We start from the raw sequence: 15,192 nt of genomic DNA on the forward strand, positions 1-15,192 counted from the left end.
AACGACTGCCCACACGCTTTACGTTCGCTTGCCAGTCACCCCATCTCATGCGAGCCCTCCCTCAAGCGCGCCCTGCGACCTGCTGCGCTCCAAGTACGCGCTCGCGTGCTGGAGTTCGGACGTCAGGGACTCGACCGTCGTCGCCATCGCCTCGGTCGCCTGGACCTTGTACGTGTCGATCGCGTCGAGGGTGCGGTAGATCTGCTGGAAGGCGGTGCGGAGGGTTTCCGCGCCGACGGCGGGGTCGGCGGCGATGCGCTGGATCTCGCCGCTCTGGGTGGCGAGCATCTCGGCGTTGCCACGGATGAGGTCCTCCGTGGTGCCGCGCAGGGCGTTGACCTGGTCGACGACCTTGCGCTGGTTGTCGAGGGCGGAGGCGAGCATCACGGAGATGCGCAGGGCCGAGACGGTGGTGGTGGCCGCCCGGTCGACGCCCTTGATGAGCTCGTCGTTGTTGCGCCGGACCACGTCCATGGCCAGATAGCCCTGGGCGCAGACGGCGAGCTGGGTGAGCAGGTCCTGGTGCTTCTGGCGGACAGGGAAGAGGACGTCGGAGCGGAGGGTGTCGGCCTGCGTGGGGTCCGCGGCCTCGACACCCGCGATGTGCTCCTCGACCGCCGTGTCCAGGGCCTGGGTCAGGACAACGTACTCCTGGAGCTTGCCCATCGTCTCCCAGAGCCGGACGCGCTCGGTCTGCAGCGCCGCGTTGTCGCGCCGCAGCTCGTCCTGGCCGCCGCGCAGGGAGCCCACGATCTTGTTCAACGTGCCTTGTGCGGAGGCGTACTTGGCGACGTGGTCGCGCAGTTTGTTGCCGCCGGGGAGCCGGGACAGGAACTTCCGGCCCTTGCTCGCGGGCAGGTCGCGCGGGTCCAAGTCCTCGACCACACGCCGGAGTTCGACGAGCGAGCCGGCGACATGCGACTGGGCGTCCTCGCCCTTGCCGGGCAGGCTGCGCAGGGTGCGCTCCAGCATCCGGTTGGACTGCGCGGCGGCGCCCCGCATCTCGCCGGCGCCCAGGCCCGCGATCTCCCCGACCTTGCCCGCGAACTCGGGCGAGCGGGCGTCGAGGGCGGCGAGCCCGTCGACGTACTCGGCGGCGCGGTGCGCCATCTCGTCCTGGACGGACGGATCCACCGGCACCAGCCCGCCGGCCTTCTCGCGGGGCACGGCCGCCACGGCCTCGGGCGGCGTGAGGGTGAAGGTCTCTTCGGTTGTCACGTGCTGTTCCCCCTAGTTCCCGGCCCGGCGCGCCATCTCGTGCAGCACCTTGGAGGCGGGCACGGGCGCCTGCCGGACGCCGGTCAGCTTCTGGTTGAGATACGAGGTGTGGTTCGCGGTCGCCGCGGTGAACTCGGCGGTCGCGCCCTGCGGCCGGAACCCGTGCCGGACGGCGAGCCTGCGCAACGTCGGGTCGCTGCTGAGGAGTTCACCCAGCGCACGGCCCTGCGGCGTGAGCGGTACGACGGTGTGGTCGCTGTTCGCTGTGGTGTCCGGGTAGAGGACGGTGAGGTCGCCGACGTCCTGGCCCTCGGCGAGCAGCGAGGCGACCTGCGACTCGTACACGAGGACGAGCGGGTTGCCCGCCCCGCTGACGAAGTCCCGGAACGCCGCGTCCGTGCTGGTCTGTTGTGCCCCCTGGACGCTGACGAGCTTGCGCATGAGGGGCGCGGTGCGCTCGACGGCGGCGGTGTCGGCCGCGACGCGTCCGCCGTCGGCGACGTACGAGGCGGCGGCGAGGTAGAGGGCGCCGGAGTTGGAGGTGGCGGGGTCGGTGGTGGCGACGTAGAGCGTGCCGGTCAACTCTCCGTGTGCGGTGGCCCCCTTGAGCTGCTGCCACGTCCGGTCGCGGCGGGCCGCGTCCAGGTACGCGGACATCTTCAGCGTGCCCGTGTTCTTGTCGAGGCCCGCGAGTCCGTTGGCGGCGAGCACCTGGGCGGCGCTGCGATGAGCCACCACGACGAGCGGCGAGTAGAAGGGCCGGGGGAGGGGCTGCCGTACGTGGTACTTGTCGGCGAGCTCGTCGGCCGGCGCCTGGCTGGACGGAAAGGCGAAGTCGTAGCCCTTGAGGTCGAGCCCCTCCATGGCCCAGGACCCGGAGGTCTCCGTCTTCACGGTGTAGCCCTTGGCAGCGAGGGCCTTCACCACGTCGGGATCGGCGAAGAACTCCGCCTTCTCCGATCCGATCACTCCCTGCACGGTCTTCGTTGCCGTGCCCTTGTCCTGACCATCGCGGCCCGCGACGACGGCTGCTACCACTCCGCCGATCAACAGGACCGCCAGGACGATCCCTGCGATGCGTCTCACGCTTGGAGCGTGCACCTCGGAATCCAACGTTCCCCGTGTCCGGGGGTGAACACGGGGTGACCAAGGGGTCCCGGTACGCAACCGGAACCGGGGGTGTCACTACGTGGCCCGGGGTCGCGGCACCGCTGCAACCTTGCAGTGTTGTGGCAACCCGGTCCGCGCGTCGCTGCGGGACGCGCGGACCGGGGCCGTTCGGGGGAGCCCGGGGCTCAGTGGGTGGCGAGCTCGCGGGGTTCGGCGGCGGACGCGTGGGCGTCCATCTGCTCGGCCGCCAGGATCGCGGCGGCCGTGTCGGCGCGGGACGCCGCGACGACCAGGGCGCGCCCGGCGAGGGCATGCGCCCGCTGGTGGAGTGCCACGAGGTGCGGTTCTTGGACGGCGGCGGCCTCCCAGGACCGTACGGGCGACCCTCCCCGCAGCCGGGCCACCTGCCCGGCGAGCCGCTCGGCGGCGGCGTCGAGGTCGGCGGAGGGCGCGAGCGCGCGGATCTCGTCCGTGACCGCGAGCAGCGCCGCGAGGTGACCGGCGAGCTGGATGTCCAGCTCCTCCTCGCGCGACCGGTGGGGGAAGTCGGAGGGGGTGGTGCCGGCCATCGTGTGGACCGACTTGGTGCGGATCGGTTCGTACATGAGATGGCCTCCTGTGCTCTGACAGGAAGCCATCCTACCTTAGATTTCGTCTAAAGTTGAGCCTGGTCGCGGAACTGGTCGCGTCGCGCACACAGCGTGAGCGTCACGGCTGGCTGTAGCCGTCCAGGAAGTTCCCGATCCGGGTCACCGCGTCGGTCAGATCCCCGACCGTCGGCAGCGTGACCACCCGGAAGTGGTCCGACTTGGGCCAGTTGAAGCCCGTCCCCTGGACGACCATGATCTTCTCGCGGCGCAGCAGGTCGAGCACCATCTGCCGGTCGTCCCTGATCTTGAAGACCTTCGGGTCGAGCCGCGGGAAGAGGTAGAGAGCCCCCTTGGGCTTCACACAGCTCACGCCCGGGATCTGCGTCAGCAACTCGTAGGCGACATCCCGCTGCTCCTTCAGCCGCCCGCCGGGCAGGACCAGGTCGTTGATCGTCTGGCGTCCGCTCAGCGCGGCGACCACTCCGTGCTGCCCCGGCATGTTCGCGCACAGCCGCATGTTCGCGAGGATCGTCAGGCCCTCGATGTAGGAGTCCGCGTGCGCGCGCGGGCCCGAGATCGACATCCAGCCGACCCGGTAGCCCGCCACCCGGTACGCCTTCGACATGCCGTTGAAGGTGAGGGTGAGCAGGTCGGGCGCGATCGAGGCGGTCGCCGTGTGCGTGGCACCGTCGTAGAGGATCTTGTCGTAGATCTCGTCGGAGCAGACCAGCAGGTTGTGCCGGCGCGCGATGTCGGTCAGCCCGCGCAGCATCGCCTCGTCGTACACCGCACCCGTCGGATTGTTCGGGTTGATGATCACGATCGCCTTGGTGCGGTCGGTGACCTTCCGCTCCACGTCCGCGAGGTCGGGCATCCAGTCGGACTGCTCGTCGCAGTGGTAGTGGACGGCCGTACCGCCGGAGAGTGAGACCGCGGCGGTCCACAGCGGGTAGTCCGGCGCCGGTACGAGCACCTCGTCGCCGTCGTCCAGCAGGCCCTGCATCGCCATCACGATCAGCTCGGAGACGCCGTTGCCGATGAAGACGTGCTCGACGTCCGTCTCGATGCCGAGGGTCTGGTTGTGCATGACCACCGCACGGCGGGCCGCGAGCAGGCCCTTCGCGTCGCCGTAGCCGTGGGCCGACGACACGTTCCGGAGGATGTCCTCCAGGATCTCGGGCGGGCACTCGAACCCGAAGGCCGCCGGATTGCCCGTGTTGAGCTTGAGAATGCGGTGCCCGGCCGCTTCGAGACGCATCGCCTCCTCGAGAACCGGACCCCGGATCTCGTAGCAGACGTTGGCGAGCTTCGTGGACTGGATCACCTGCATGTCCGTGAGCTTACGGCCGCGTAACGCTCGGCGGGGCGTGTTTTTCACCACGTGAGACGTGCCGGTTTGGTCATCTTTGTCCGCTCGCTACGCCGCAAGCCCTTGCGTTCTCTACAATGCGCGCCCATGTCCTGGCAGACCGGCGAACCCGAAGCCCCGCCGACGGTGTACCTCCCGCAGAGCGACGGCGAGGCGCCCCCGGCCTATGAGGCGTACATGGATCCGGCCGAGGCGCACGGCTGGCAGAAGGGCTACGAAGACGGCGCCGACGGCGCCGACCGCCATGACGGCGATGACACCGTCGAGCACGAGGCCGTCCCCGGCGGGTACGAGATCCTCCCCGGCGCGCCGTCGGGCGACACCTCGGGCCGCCACGAGCGGCTGCTGCGCCGGCGCCGTGCCCGGTTGCTGCGCCGGCTCGCCATAGCCGGCGGGGCCGGGTGTGTCGTCCTCCTCGCCGTCCTGATCTCGGGAGCGTTCGACTCCGAGCCGCCCAAGGGCTCGGGCGGTACGGGCGGGCAGCAGGCCCCGCCCGTGCACCTCCCCACGGGGTCCGCCGCACCCACGGAGGGCTCCGCCGTGACCGCGGGAGGCTCCTCGGCGGGCCCGTCGTCCAGCGCGTCGCCCGAGGCGTCCGAGAGAGCGGGCGATGCCTCCGCGAGCGCGTCCGTGTCCGCGGGCTCCTCCAAGGCCCCGGCGTCCACGGCTCCCGCGACCGCCACGGCCACCTCCACGACGACCTCCGACTCGAGCAACGCCAACGGCAACCCCGGCCATGGCCAGGGAGCTTCGAAGCGGCCCAAGTAGCCGCCGGTACCAGTAGGTTGGCCCTGCCGGGAGGGGAGGCGGGGCATGGAGTTCTCGTTGTTGAACGACGAGCCGGTGGCGGGGCCGGAGGACGACCTGCTGGGCACGGGCCGCGCTGCCCGGGAGCTCGCCAGACTGCTGCACGACTCGCGGGGCGCGACTCCGTTCACCCTGGCGGTGGACGCCGGGTGGGGCATGGGCAAGAGCAGCCTGATGCGGCTGGTGGACGCGGAGCTGCAGGCCAAGGAGGGTGTCCGCACCTTCTGGTACAACGCCTGGACGTCGACCGGGGCGGACGCGCTGGAGGGCCTGATCAAGTCCGTCCTGGAGAAGTTCGACAAGCGGCTGCTGCGGCGGGCGGCCCACCGGGTGTCTGAGCAGCGGGCCGTGATCGGGGTCGTACGGACCGCTCTGACGCTCCTCGCGGGGCCGCTCGGGGCCGCCGGACTCGTCGACCAGTTGTGGCGCGAGCTCTCCGTCGACGCGAAGTCCCGCAACGCGATGCGGGACGAGCTGCGCAACCTGGCCACGCAGTGGGCGGAGTCCACGCCGTACGCGACCCGGCAGATGCTCGTCGTCTTCATCGACGACCTCGACCGCTGCTCGGAGGAGACGGTCCTCGCGGTGTGCGAGGCGGTCAAGGTGTATCTGGACGTGCCGGGGCTCGCCTTCGTCATCGGCTGCGACCGCTCGGCGCTCGGGCCCTCCGGGCTGCTGCGGGATCTGTCTCCGGCCGGGTCCGCGTTCATGGAGAAGATCTTCCAGACCAGTTATCGGGTGCCGGTCGCCGACGGACGGGGCGTCGAGGCGTATGTACGGGACTGCGCGAAGCGGTCAGGGGTGCAGGAACTGCTGGCCGACGACAGCCTGGTGCAGCTGATCGCCGACCGCTCGGCCCGCAATCCGCGCCGGATCAAGCGGCTGATCAACGGCTTCGGGCTGGAATGCGCGCTCAACCCCGTCTGGGAGAGGTTCAGTTCCGAGGCGGTGATCAGGACGCTGCTGCTCCAGTACCTGTACGCGGACTTCTATCGGAGCCTGCTCGCGAGTGACCGGTCGCACGGGAACGCGGCCTGGGAATTCCTCGACTACCGAGTGGCCAGGCGGGTGTTGAGCCAGCCGTTCGTCCAGCCCGACCAGGAGGCGTGGCTGACAACGGCCAACTGCGTGACCGAGCACGGCCTCAACGTGCCCTCCCGCGAGAACCCCGAGGACTGGGGGTCCGTGCTGGCCCGGCTGGAGGAGTATCTGCCCACCGGATTCCCGCAGTTGGAGCGGGATCGCAACTTCGTCGTGCTCATCGAGGAACTCATGGGCATGGACGAGGCGAGTGAGCTGGTGGAACAGCTGCGGAGCGGCGCAGCTCCGGTCACCGTCGTGCAGTCCGACGAGGAGCGGGAGAGCGAGGAAGGTCGCCGCCGGTACGCGGGAGCGCAGGTGCTCTGGGTGGACGACCATCCGGGGAACAACACCCGGTTCGTCCTGGAGCTGGAGAGCCTGGGTGCCCGTGTCCTGATGGCTCCGGATCGGGCGCGGGCCGAGCAGGTGCTCAGGGTGTCGCGTATCGATCTGCTGATCTCCGACGTGGCACGGGGCAGCGACGGCGATGCCGGGTTCACCGAACTGCAGAGCTGGCGCGATCGCGGACTGTACGAGGGGCCCGTGGTGTTCTTCGCCGGCCGTATCACGCCGAACCGCCTGGCCCGTTGCCGCGAACTCGATGCGCAGATCACCATGTCCGGCGCCGAACTGCTCGAGTTCGTCGACGCGGCGCTCGCCGCCCGGCGCGAAACACCCCCGCCCGCCTAGGCCAAAAACAACTCCTTGCCCCCCAACCCCTCTCCCCTCACAATGCGCATGACAAAACAGAAGGTGACCGGAAAACCTTCGGTCACCCCAAGTCGCAAGAGGGGACCCCCACATGAGAAAGCCTCTCGTCGCCGCGCTCTTCGCCCTGGTGATCGCCGGGGCGGGCGTGGCACCCGCGGTCGCGGCACCCGTGACCACGGACGGCGCGACCACGAAGACCGCGGTCATGAAGGCCGCGACCACGGTGGCCGCGACCACGAAGGCCGCGGCCACGAAGACTTCGGCCGCACCCGCGATCCAGGCCGTCAACTTCGCCGGCACCGTCTCGCTCAGCAACTGCTCCGGCTCCGTCATCCGCTTCCCGAACTCCGAGGACAACGACCCGGCGCTGGTGATGACGAACGGCCACTGCCTGGAGACCGGCTTCCCCGAGCCCGGCGAGGTCATCGTCGACCAGGCGTCCAGCCGTACCTTCGGCCTGCTCAACGCCTCGGCCACGCGGGTCGGGACGCTGCGCGCGAGCAAGGTCGCGTACTCGACGATGACGGACACCGACGTCACGATCTACCAGCTCACCCGCACCTACGAGCAGATCAAGAGCTCGTACGGCATCAGTGCGCTCACGCTCGCCGACACGCATCCGGTCGCCGGCACGGCCATCACGGTCGTCTCCGGCTACTGGAAGCGGACCTACGCCTGCAACATCGACGGCTTCGTCTACCGCCTCAAGGAAGGCGACTGGACCTGGAAGGACTCGCTCCGCTACACCTCCGCCTGCCAGACCATCGGCGGCACCTCGGGCTCGCCGGTGATCGACAACGCCACCGGCAAGGTCGTCGCTGTCAACAACACCGGCAACGAGGACGGCGAGCGCTGCACCGAGAACAACCCCTGTGAGGTCGACGCGAACGGCAATGTGACCGTCCGCGAGGGCACCAACTACGCCGAGGAGACGTACCAGATCGTCCCCTGCTTCGGCATCGACAACAAGCTCGACCTGAGCCGCACCGGGTGCACCCTGCCCAAGCCGTAAGGAGGCCGAGGCGGGCGGTCACCGGGGAGTACGGCGGACCGCCCGCCCCGCCAGTACGTCCGTCCTGCGCCCGTCCTCGATCACGAAGCGGCCGTCGACGAGGACGTGCGGGATGCCGACCGGGAGTGTGCGCGGCGCCTCGAAGGTCGACCCCGCGGCGACCGTGTCCGGATCGAACAGGACGAGGTCGGCACGGTATCCCTCGCGGACGAGCCCGCGGTCGGGCAGCCGCAGCCGGGTGGCGGGGCGGCCGGTGAGATGGGCGACGCACTCCTCCAGGGCCAGGACGCCCAACTCCCGTACGTACCGGCCGAGATACTGCGGAAAGGTGCCGTACGCGCGCGGGTGCGGCTTGTGGCCCTGCAGGATGCCGTCCGAGCCGCCCGTGTGCACGGGATGCCGCATGATCGCCTGGACGTTCTCCTCGTGCCCGACGTGCTGGAGGATCGTCGAGCCCAGGCGGTCCTCGAGGAGGAGACGGCGGGCGGTCACCCAGGGGGCCTCGCCCCGCTGGTCGGCGGACTGCCGCACCGTCCTGCCGACGTAGGGTTCGAGCGCCGGGTCGCTCACCCCCGAGATCTCGATCGTGTCCCACTCGATGGGCACGCCGTGGCAGCCGTCGGCGCCGACGACCTCCATGTGGTGCCGGATCCGCTCGGCGGTCGCGTCGTCCCTCAGGCGGGCGAGAATCGCCTTCGGTCCGCCCTCGCTCGCCCAACTCGGCAGCATGGCCACGAGGGTCGTGCAGCCGGGGGTGTAGGGGTAGGTGTCCAGGCTGATGTCCACGCCCTGTGCCAGCGCCTTGTCCAGGAGGGCGAGCAGGTCCGGGGCCTTGCCCTCGTTCACGCCGAAGTTCATGGTCGCGTGCGCGAGGTGGAGCGGGCAGCCGGCCTCGCGGGTGAGGGCCACCATCTCCTCGTACGCCTCCAGGGCGCCCGCCCCGTACGAGCGGTGGTGCGGGCAGTAGTAGCCGCCGTGCGCCGCGACCACCCGGCACAGCTCGGTGAGTTCGGCGTCCTTGGCGTACATCCCGGGCGTGTACGTCAGCCCGGAGGACATGCCGACGGCGCCCTCCCGCAGACCGTCGGCCACCAACTGCCGCATACGGTCCAGCTCCTGGGGTGTCGCCTCGCGGTCCTCCCAGCCGACGGCGAGCATGCGGACGGTGCCCTGGGGGATCAGATAGGCCGCGTTCACCGCGATGCCCTCGCCGTCGAAGCCGTGGTCGAGGCGGTCCAGGTACTCACCCACGGAACGCCAGGTGAAGTCGATGTCGTCGCCGTACCCGTTCCAGCCGGTGATCGCGCGGCGCACCTCGGCGAGCGTACGGTCGTCCACCGGCGCGTACGACAGCCCGTCCTGGCCGATGACCTCCAGGGTCACCCCCTGCGCCGCCTTCGCGCTGTGATCCGGGTCCCTGAGCAGCGCGAGGTCGCTGTGCGCGTGCATGTCGATGAAACCGGGGGAGAGGACGAGGCCCTCCGCGTCCAGCTCCCTTGTGGCGCTGGGGCGTTGACACCCGGCGGCCGCTGCCTCCTTGACGATCGACACGATCCTGCCGTCGTCCACGACCACATCGGCGCGGTACGAGGGGCCGCCGGTGCCGTCCACGACATCGGCGTCCCGGATGACCAGGTCCTCCACGGTGCCTCCTAGAAGTACGTACGGATGTAGTCCACGACCGTCCCGTCCGCCTCCACCACCGGAATCAGCTGCCACTTGTCGAAGGACGTGCAGGGATGCGAGAGGCCCATGCCGAGCCAGTCGCCGACCTGGAGGTCCGCGTCCGGGGCCGTGCGCAGCCAGGCGTGCTGGTCGGAGAGACCGGTGACCTCGATGCCGGTGGCCGGACGCTCGCCGCCGTCACGGCGGACCACCTGGGCCTCCGGGAGATCCAGGTCGTACGCGGCGTCGCGCTTGCCCGCGTTGGCGAAGGCCTGCTCGGAGGAGGGGCGGGAGACGACCTGGGCCCAGAGGCGGAAGGCGGGGTGGAGGGCGCCCTCCTCCGGGACGCGGGCGAAGGGGGTCAGCTTGCGGTAGTGGCCGTCGTCGTGCGAGACGTACGCGCCGGAGCGCAGCAGCTTCAGGACGGGGAGGGAGAGGTCGGGGATCTCCGCGAAGACGTCGGCCACCGCGTCGAACCAGGCGCTGCCGCCCGCGCTGACGACGATCTCCTCGACGCCGCCTCCGGTGAACCGGCCCGCCTTGTCGAACTCGGCCGCCAGCGCGGTCAGCCGGCGCAGCCAGGCGTGCACCCGCTCGGGGTCCGCCCGCGGGACCTCGCCCTCGTAGCCCGCCACGCCGACCAGACGCAGCGTCCGCGTCGCGGCGACCGCGTCCGCGACCGCCCCGCACGCCGTCTCCGTACGGACGCCGGTGCGGGCGCCCTCACCGGCGGCGAGTTCCACGACGACGTCCACGGGGCGGGAGGACCCGCGCAGCGCGGCGTCCATCAGCTGCACGCCGCGTACGGAGTCGACGTAGCAGATGAAGCGGAAGTCCGGGTCCTCGGCCAGCTCGGCGGCGATCCAGCGCAGTGCCGCCGCATCGACGAGCTCGTTCGCGAGGAAGATCCGGTCGATCCCGAACTCCCTCGCCACGCGCACCTGGTGGGGCACCGCGAGCGTGATGCCCCAGGCACCGTGCTCGATCTGCCGCCAGAACAGCTGCGGGGCCATCGAGGTCTTGCCGTGCGGGGCGAAGGCGAGGCCGTGGCGGGCCGCGTACGTCTCCATCAGTTCGAGGTTGTGGGTCAGGCGCTCGGCGGAGAGGGCGAGGACGGGGGTGGTGAAGCCGTCCGTGAAGAGGTTGCGGCGCTGGGCGGCCAGCTCGCCGACGGTCAGGCCCGCGGCGTCCGGGGGGAGGCCCTTGAAGCGGTGGTCGACGCGGTCCGCCGTGAGAGCGGCGAGCTGTGCTGCGGCGGTGTCGGCGCCCATGGGGCCTCCTTTGATGAGGTGCGGTGCGGGTGCGGTGCGGTTGCCTTGCCGGTGGCTTGGCGGTGCGGTGCCAGTGTCCTGCCGATGCCTTGCCGGTGCGTTGCACTATGTGCAACGAGCATTGCGTATGTCGCTTACTGCTGTCTAACATCCCAGCCAACGCAGGGTCAACGGTGCGCGGAAGCGCCCTTGGCCGCGAGAGCGAGGAGCCCCAGCCATCGTGACCCCCCATGGACCCGCAGGTGCCGCGCCGCACAAGGCGGATGCCGATGCCGATGTCGACGTCGTCGGCCTCGACGGCCTTGTTGACGTAGTCGCGCTGGGCGAGTCCATGGTCACGTTCCTTCCCACCCGCCCGGGCCGCCTCGCCGACGTGCCGTCGTTCGAGCGGGGCATCGGGGGCGCCGAGTCGAACGTGGCGTGCGGGCTGGCTCGCGCCGGGCACACCACGAGGTGGGTCAGCCGGGTGGGCGCCGACGGCTTCGGACAGCACCTGGTCGAGCGCATCGGCTCGTACGGGGTCGACGTGCACGCCGTACAGCGGGATCCCGCACGTCCTACGGGCATCTACTTCCGTACCGCTGGCGACCGGGCGACCAACGCCCACGAGGTCGCGTACTACCGCGCCGGATCCGCCGCCTCCGCGATGGCGGTGGAGAACGTGGACCTGGCCGCCATCCGTTCCGGCCGCGTGCTCCACCTGTCCGGCATCACCGCCGCCCTGTCCGACGACTGCCTGACCCTGCTGCGGACGCTGGTCGCTCCCGGCCCCGGCCGCCCTCTCGTCTCGTTCGACGTGAACCACCGCGTGAACCTCTGGAACGGCCAGGACCCGGGCGCCGTCCTCCTGGAACTGGCCCGCGGCGGCGACCTCGTCTTCGTCGGCGAGGACGAGGCCGAGGCCGCGTGGGGCATCACCGGCGGCCCGTCCGCGATCCGCGCGGCGCTGCCCGAACCCCGGGTGCTGGTCGTCAAGCAGGGGGCACGCGGCGCGACGCTCTTCGAGCGACCTGAGGAACCACTTTCAGCCCGTCCGGCGTTTGAGGACGAGCGCGTCAGCGCGATAGCGGGGGTCTGGGGGCGGCAGCCCCCAGGGACGGGAAGGGAAGGGGCGGAGGGGGCGAAAACCCGCATGCCTCCCACAGCCGCCGCACTCACCCGCGACACCGTCACCTTCATACCGTCCCTGCAGGTCGACGTCGTCGCCCCGGTAGGGGCGGGTGACGCCTTCGCCGCGGGTTTTCTCTCCGGGACGCTGCGGGGGCTGACCGCGAGGGACCGGCTGCGCCACGGCCACCTCATGGCCGCCGCCGCGCTCACCGCCCCCGGTGACCTGGCGGAGCCCCCCGCACGGGACCACGCCGACCGGCTGGCCGCTCTGGACGACGACGCGTGGGGGAGACTTCGACTCGGCCCCGGCTGGACCGAAGCCGCCGACCAAGCCGTCGACCGGGCCGAGGAGGAGGTACGTACCCCATGAGCCAGACCGTCGACCGAGCGCTGAGCATCCTGCCGCTGCTCGCCGAGGGACCCGCCGACCTCGGGCAGGTCGCCGACCGCCTCGGCGTCCACAAGTCCACCGCGCTCCGCCTCCTGCGCACACTCCACGAGCACGGCCTGGTCTACCGCCAGTCCGACCAGCGCTACCGCCTCGGTGCCCGCCTCTTCGCCCTCGCCCAGGAGGCCGTCGAGAACCTGGACATCCGGGAGATCGCCCACCCCCACCTGGTCAAGCTCAACGAGCAGTGCGGGCACACGGTCCACCTCGCGGTGTACGAGGAGAACGAGGTCCTCTACATCGACAAGGTGGAGAGCCGCTACCCCGTGCGCATGTACTCGCGGATCGGCAAGCCCGTCGCCATCACCGTCGCCGCCGTCGCCAAGCTGCTGCTCGCCGACCTCCCCGAGGCCGAGCGCCGCGCCCTCGCGGACAAGCTCGACTACCCCATGTACACGGCCCGTTCGATCCCCAACGCCCCCGCCTTCCTCAAGGAGTTGGCGACGGTGCGCGAACAGGGGTGGGCCACCGACCTGGGCGGCCACGAGGAGTCCATCAACTGCGTCGCCGCCCCCATCCGCGGCGCCGACGGACGTGTCGCCGCCGCGATGTCGGTCTCCGCGCCCAACGTCGTCGTCACCGCCGACGAACTCCTCACCCTGCTCCCGCTGGTGCGCCGCACGGCCGACGCCATCAGCCGCGACTACTCCGGAAAGACCCCGGCGAAGGACAACCCATAAGAAATGAGCACAGCATGACGGACAAGATCGCGCTCACGCCCAAGACCCACACCACCCCGCCCGCCAAGTTCTCGCACGGAGTGAAGAAGGGGAACATCCTCCAGGTCGCCGGGCAGGTCGGCTTCCTGCCCGCGGAGGAGGGCAAGCCCCCGACGCCCGCGGGCCCGACCCTGCGCGAGCAGACCCTCCAGACCCTCGCCAACGTCCGGGCGATCCTCGAAGAGGGCGGCGCGACCTGGGACGACGCGATGATGATCCGCGTCTACCTCACGGACGTCGACCACTTCGCCGAGATGAACCAGATCTACAACCACTACTTCGAGGAGCAGGGCCTCACCGCGCCCCCCGCCGCCCGCACGACGGTCTACGTCGGCCTGCCGGCCGGCCTCCTCATCGAGATCGACGCGTTGGCCGTACTCGGCTGACGCCACTCGCGAGCTGACTCCACCCACGAGCTGACTCCACCCACGAGCCGACGCTCCCTCAACTCCCGTACTTCGTACGTCATCACGGTGCGGCGCCCCTCACCTCTCATCCCCGGGGCGCCGCGCCGCGATCCCCCCTGCCCTGAAAGCTCCATGCACTTACGGAACAGAGGCCCTCCATGCCGTCCCCCTTGCTGTCGTATCCGCTCGCGGCCACAGCCCCAGCCACCCCCGAGACCCCACCCCACACCGGTGGCCTGCTCCTCCTCGTCGACGGCACCGCAGGCCTGCTCACGGTCGCCGCCCTCGGTATCGCCCTCCTGCTGCTCCTCATCATCAAGGTCAGACTCCAGCCGTTCGTCGCCCTGCTCGCCGTCTCCATAGCCGTCGGCCTCGCGGCCGGACTCTCGGTCACCGAACTCTTCGGCACGGTCCAGCGGTCCACGGCCGTCTCGACCATAGAGACCGGCATGGGCGGCATCCTCGGCCATGTCGCGATCATCATCGGCCTGGGCACCATGCTCGGCGCGATCCTCGAAGTCAGCGGCGGCGCCGAGGTGTTGGCGTCCCGGCTGCTCAACCTCTTCGGCGAGAAGCGGGCGCCGCTCGCGATGGGCCTCACGGGCCTGATCTTCGGCATCCCGGTCTTCTTCGACGTCGGCATCTTCGTCCTGGCGCCCATCGTGTACGCCGCTGCCAAGCGGTCCGGCAAGTCGATCCTGCTCTACTGCATGCCGCTGCTCGCGGGCCTGTCGATGACCCACGCGTTCCTGCCCCCGCACCCCGGCCCGGTGGCGGCGGCAGGTCTCCTCCACGTCCAGCTCGGCTGGGTCATCCTCATGGGCATCGTCTGCGGTATCCCCGCCGTACTCGCCGCCTGGGTCTTCTCCGCCTGGATCGGCAAGCGCATCTTCGTCGCCGTACCGCAGGACATGGTCGAGGCGGCGGCCGAGGCCAAGCTGGCGGTCATCGAGGAACAGCGGGCGGCAGGGGTCGAGCCGCGCGAGAAGCCGGTGCCGCTCGGCACGGTCCTCGGCATCATCGGTACGCCGCTGGTGCTGATCCTCGCGGCCACCTTCTCCTCGATCGCCCTCGACCCCTCCACCGGCCGCTCGGTCATCGAGTTCTTCGGCAGCCCCTTCGTCGCCCTCACGATCGCCCTGCTCCTCGCGTACTACCTCCTCGGCATCCGCCGCGGCTGGTCCCGCAAGTCCCTTGAGACGGTGTCGACTTCGTCGCTCAAGCCGGTCGGCAACATCCTGCTCGTGGTCGGCGCGGGCGGTGTCTTCGGCGCCGTACTGAAGGCGAGCGGTGTCGCCCAGGCCCTCTCCGACACCTTCAACGACGTCGGCCTCCCGGTGATCGTCCTCTCCTACCTGATCTCCGTGGTGCTGCGGATCGCGCAGGGCTCGGCGACGGTCGCGATCGTCACCACGGCCGGCATCGTGGCGCCGCTGCTGGCCGAGGGCAACCACTCCCAGGCCTTCGTCGCCCTCGTCATCATGGCGATCTCGGCGGGCTCCATCTTCGCCTCGCACGTCAACGACGGCGGCTTCTGGATGGTCGCCAAGTACTTCGGCATCAGTGAGCGCGACACCCTCAAGTCCTGGACCGTCCTGGAGACGGTGCTGTCGGTCGCGGGCTTCGCGGTGGCGGCGGTGCTGAGCGTCTTCGTCTAGTCAACCGGTCTCCCGGC

13 protein-coding genes are annotated in these 15,192 nt (G+C 70.5%); 7 read left to right on the plus strand and 6 right to left on the minus strand.

The features are described from left to right. Positions 1–45: 45 nt before the first annotated feature. The 4 genes from ACFY0T_RS31040 to ACFY0T_RS31055 all read right to left on the minus strand — a co-directional run bounded on the left by ACFY0T_RS31040 (position 46) and on the right by ACFY0T_RS31055 (position 4,248). The gene (locus ACFY0T_RS31040; RefSeq protein ID WP_388877736.1) at positions 46–1,218 is read right to left on the minus strand and encodes a toxic anion resistance protein; all 1,173 of its coding nucleotides are present in this window, start codon (positions 1,216–1,218) and stop codon (positions 46–48) included. 12 nt (positions 1,219–1,230) lie between these two features. Beyond that, a complete protein-coding gene (locus ACFY0T_RS31045) occupies positions 1,231–2,304 on the minus strand; it encodes a substrate-binding domain-containing protein (protein ID WP_388877739.1) in 1,074 nt (357 codons plus the stop codon). Positions 2,305–2,513: 209 nt separating this feature from the next. Next, entirely contained in the window at positions 2,514–2,933 is a 420-nt protein-coding gene (locus tag ACFY0T_RS31050; RefSeq protein WP_388877742.1) for a hypothetical protein, read from the minus strand. Between the two features lie 103 nt (positions 2,934–3,036). Further along, complete coding sequence (locus ACFY0T_RS31055) at positions 3,037–4,248, minus strand: pyridoxal phosphate-dependent aminotransferase (protein WP_388877744.1); 1,212 nt, start codon at positions 4,246–4,248, stop codon at positions 3,037–3,039. Between the two features lie 126 nt (positions 4,249–4,374). On the opposite strand from ACFY0T_RS31055, the gene ACFY0T_RS31060 reads away from it, so the two are divergent. The 3 genes from ACFY0T_RS31060 (at position 4,375) to ACFY0T_RS31070 (ending at position 7,897) form a co-directional block, all read left to right on the plus strand. Beyond that, positions 4,375–5,055, plus strand: coding sequence for a hypothetical protein (locus tag ACFY0T_RS31060; RefSeq protein WP_388877747.1), 681 nt, complete (start codon positions 4,375–4,377; stop codon positions 5,053–5,055). A 45-nt stretch (positions 5,056–5,100) separates the two neighbouring features. After that, on the plus strand, positions 5,101–6,864 hold the full coding sequence (locus tag ACFY0T_RS31065; RefSeq protein ID WP_388877750.1) for a P-loop NTPase fold protein: 1,764 nt from the start codon (positions 5,101–5,103) through the stop codon (positions 6,862–6,864). 112 nt (positions 6,865–6,976) lie between these two features. Next, the gene (locus ACFY0T_RS31070) at positions 6,977–7,897 is read left to right on the plus strand and encodes a serine protease (protein WP_388877753.1); all 921 of its coding nucleotides are present in this window, start codon (positions 6,977–6,979) and stop codon (positions 7,895–7,897) included. An 18-nt stretch (positions 7,898–7,915) separates the two neighbouring features. Here the strand turns inward: ACFY0T_RS31070 and ACFY0T_RS31075 are convergent, their stop codons facing one another. Both ACFY0T_RS31075 and ACFY0T_RS31080 read right to left on the minus strand, forming a co-directional pair. Next, the gene (locus tag ACFY0T_RS31075; RefSeq protein ID WP_388877755.1) at positions 7,916–9,541 is read right to left on the minus strand and encodes an amidohydrolase family protein; all 1,626 of its coding nucleotides are present in this window, start codon (positions 9,539–9,541) and stop codon (positions 7,916–7,918) included. A gap of 8 nt (positions 9,542–9,549) precedes the next feature. Beyond that, entirely contained in the window at positions 9,550–10,833 is a 1,284-nt protein-coding gene (locus ACFY0T_RS31080) for an amino acid deaminase (RefSeq protein ID WP_388877758.1), read from the minus strand. A 331-nt stretch (positions 10,834–11,164) separates the two neighbouring features. On the opposite strand from ACFY0T_RS31080, the gene ACFY0T_RS31085 reads away from it, so the two are divergent. The 4 genes from ACFY0T_RS31085 (at position 11,165) to ACFY0T_RS31100 (ending at position 15,175) form a co-directional block, all read left to right on the plus strand. After that, entirely contained in the window at positions 11,165–12,313 is a 1,149-nt protein-coding gene (locus ACFY0T_RS31085; protein WP_388878221.1) for a sugar kinase, read from the plus strand. Then, positions 12,310–13,071, plus strand: a complete 762-nt coding sequence (locus ACFY0T_RS31090) for an IclR family transcriptional regulator (RefSeq protein WP_388877761.1) — start codon at positions 12,310–12,312, stop codon at positions 13,069–13,071. Before ACFY0T_RS31085 ends, ACFY0T_RS31090 begins: the two co-directional genes overlap by 4 nt. Positions 13,072–13,085: 14 nt before the next feature. Continuing rightward, on the plus strand, positions 13,086–13,496 hold the full coding sequence (locus ACFY0T_RS31095; RefSeq protein WP_388877764.1) for a RidA family protein: 411 nt from the start codon (positions 13,086–13,088) through the stop codon (positions 13,494–13,496). A gap of 194 nt (positions 13,497–13,690) precedes the next feature. Continuing rightward, entirely contained in the window at positions 13,691–15,175 is a 1,485-nt protein-coding gene (locus tag ACFY0T_RS31100; RefSeq protein WP_388878224.1) for a GntP family permease, read from the plus strand. Positions 15,176–15,192 lie beyond the last annotated feature (17 nt).

It is taken from the genome of Streptomyces sp. NPDC001530, from assembly GCF_042894545.1.
GTDB lineage: Bacteria > Actinomycetota > Actinomycetes > Streptomycetales > Streptomycetaceae > Streptomyces.

Excerpts from the sequence above, each read along its gene's own strand:
- ACFY0T_RS31080 (WP_388877758.1), bottom strand. The coding sequence starts at position 10,833 with ATGGGCGCCGACACCGCCGCAGCACAGCTCGCCGCTCTCACGGCGGAC.
- ACFY0T_RS31050 (WP_388877742.1), bottom strand. The coding sequence starts at position 2,933 with ATGTACGAACCGATCCGCACCAAGTCGGTCCACACGATGGCCGGCACC.
- ACFY0T_RS31090 (WP_388877761.1), top strand. The coding sequence starts at position 12,310 with ATGAGCCAGACCGTCGACCGAGCGCTGAGCATCCTGCCGCTGCTCGCC.
- ACFY0T_RS31055 (WP_388877744.1), bottom strand. The coding sequence starts at position 4,248 with ATGCAGGTGATCCAGTCCACGAAGCTCGCCAACGTCTGCTACGAGATC.
- ACFY0T_RS31070 (WP_388877753.1), top strand. The coding sequence starts at position 6,977 with ATGAGAAAGCCTCTCGTCGCCGCGCTCTTCGCCCTGGTGATCGCCGGG.
- ACFY0T_RS31065 (WP_388877750.1), top strand. The coding sequence starts at position 5,101 with ATGGAGTTCTCGTTGTTGAACGACGAGCCGGTGGCGGGGCCGGAGGAC.
- ACFY0T_RS31085 (WP_388878221.1), top strand. The coding sequence starts at position 11,165 with ATGGTCACGTTCCTTCCCACCCGCCCGGGCCGCCTCGCCGACGTGCCG.
- ACFY0T_RS31095 (WP_388877764.1), top strand. The coding sequence starts at position 13,086 with ATGACGGACAAGATCGCGCTCACGCCCAAGACCCACACCACCCCGCCC.
- ACFY0T_RS31060 (WP_388877747.1), top strand. The coding sequence starts at position 4,375 with ATGTCCTGGCAGACCGGCGAACCCGAAGCCCCGCCGACGGTGTACCTC.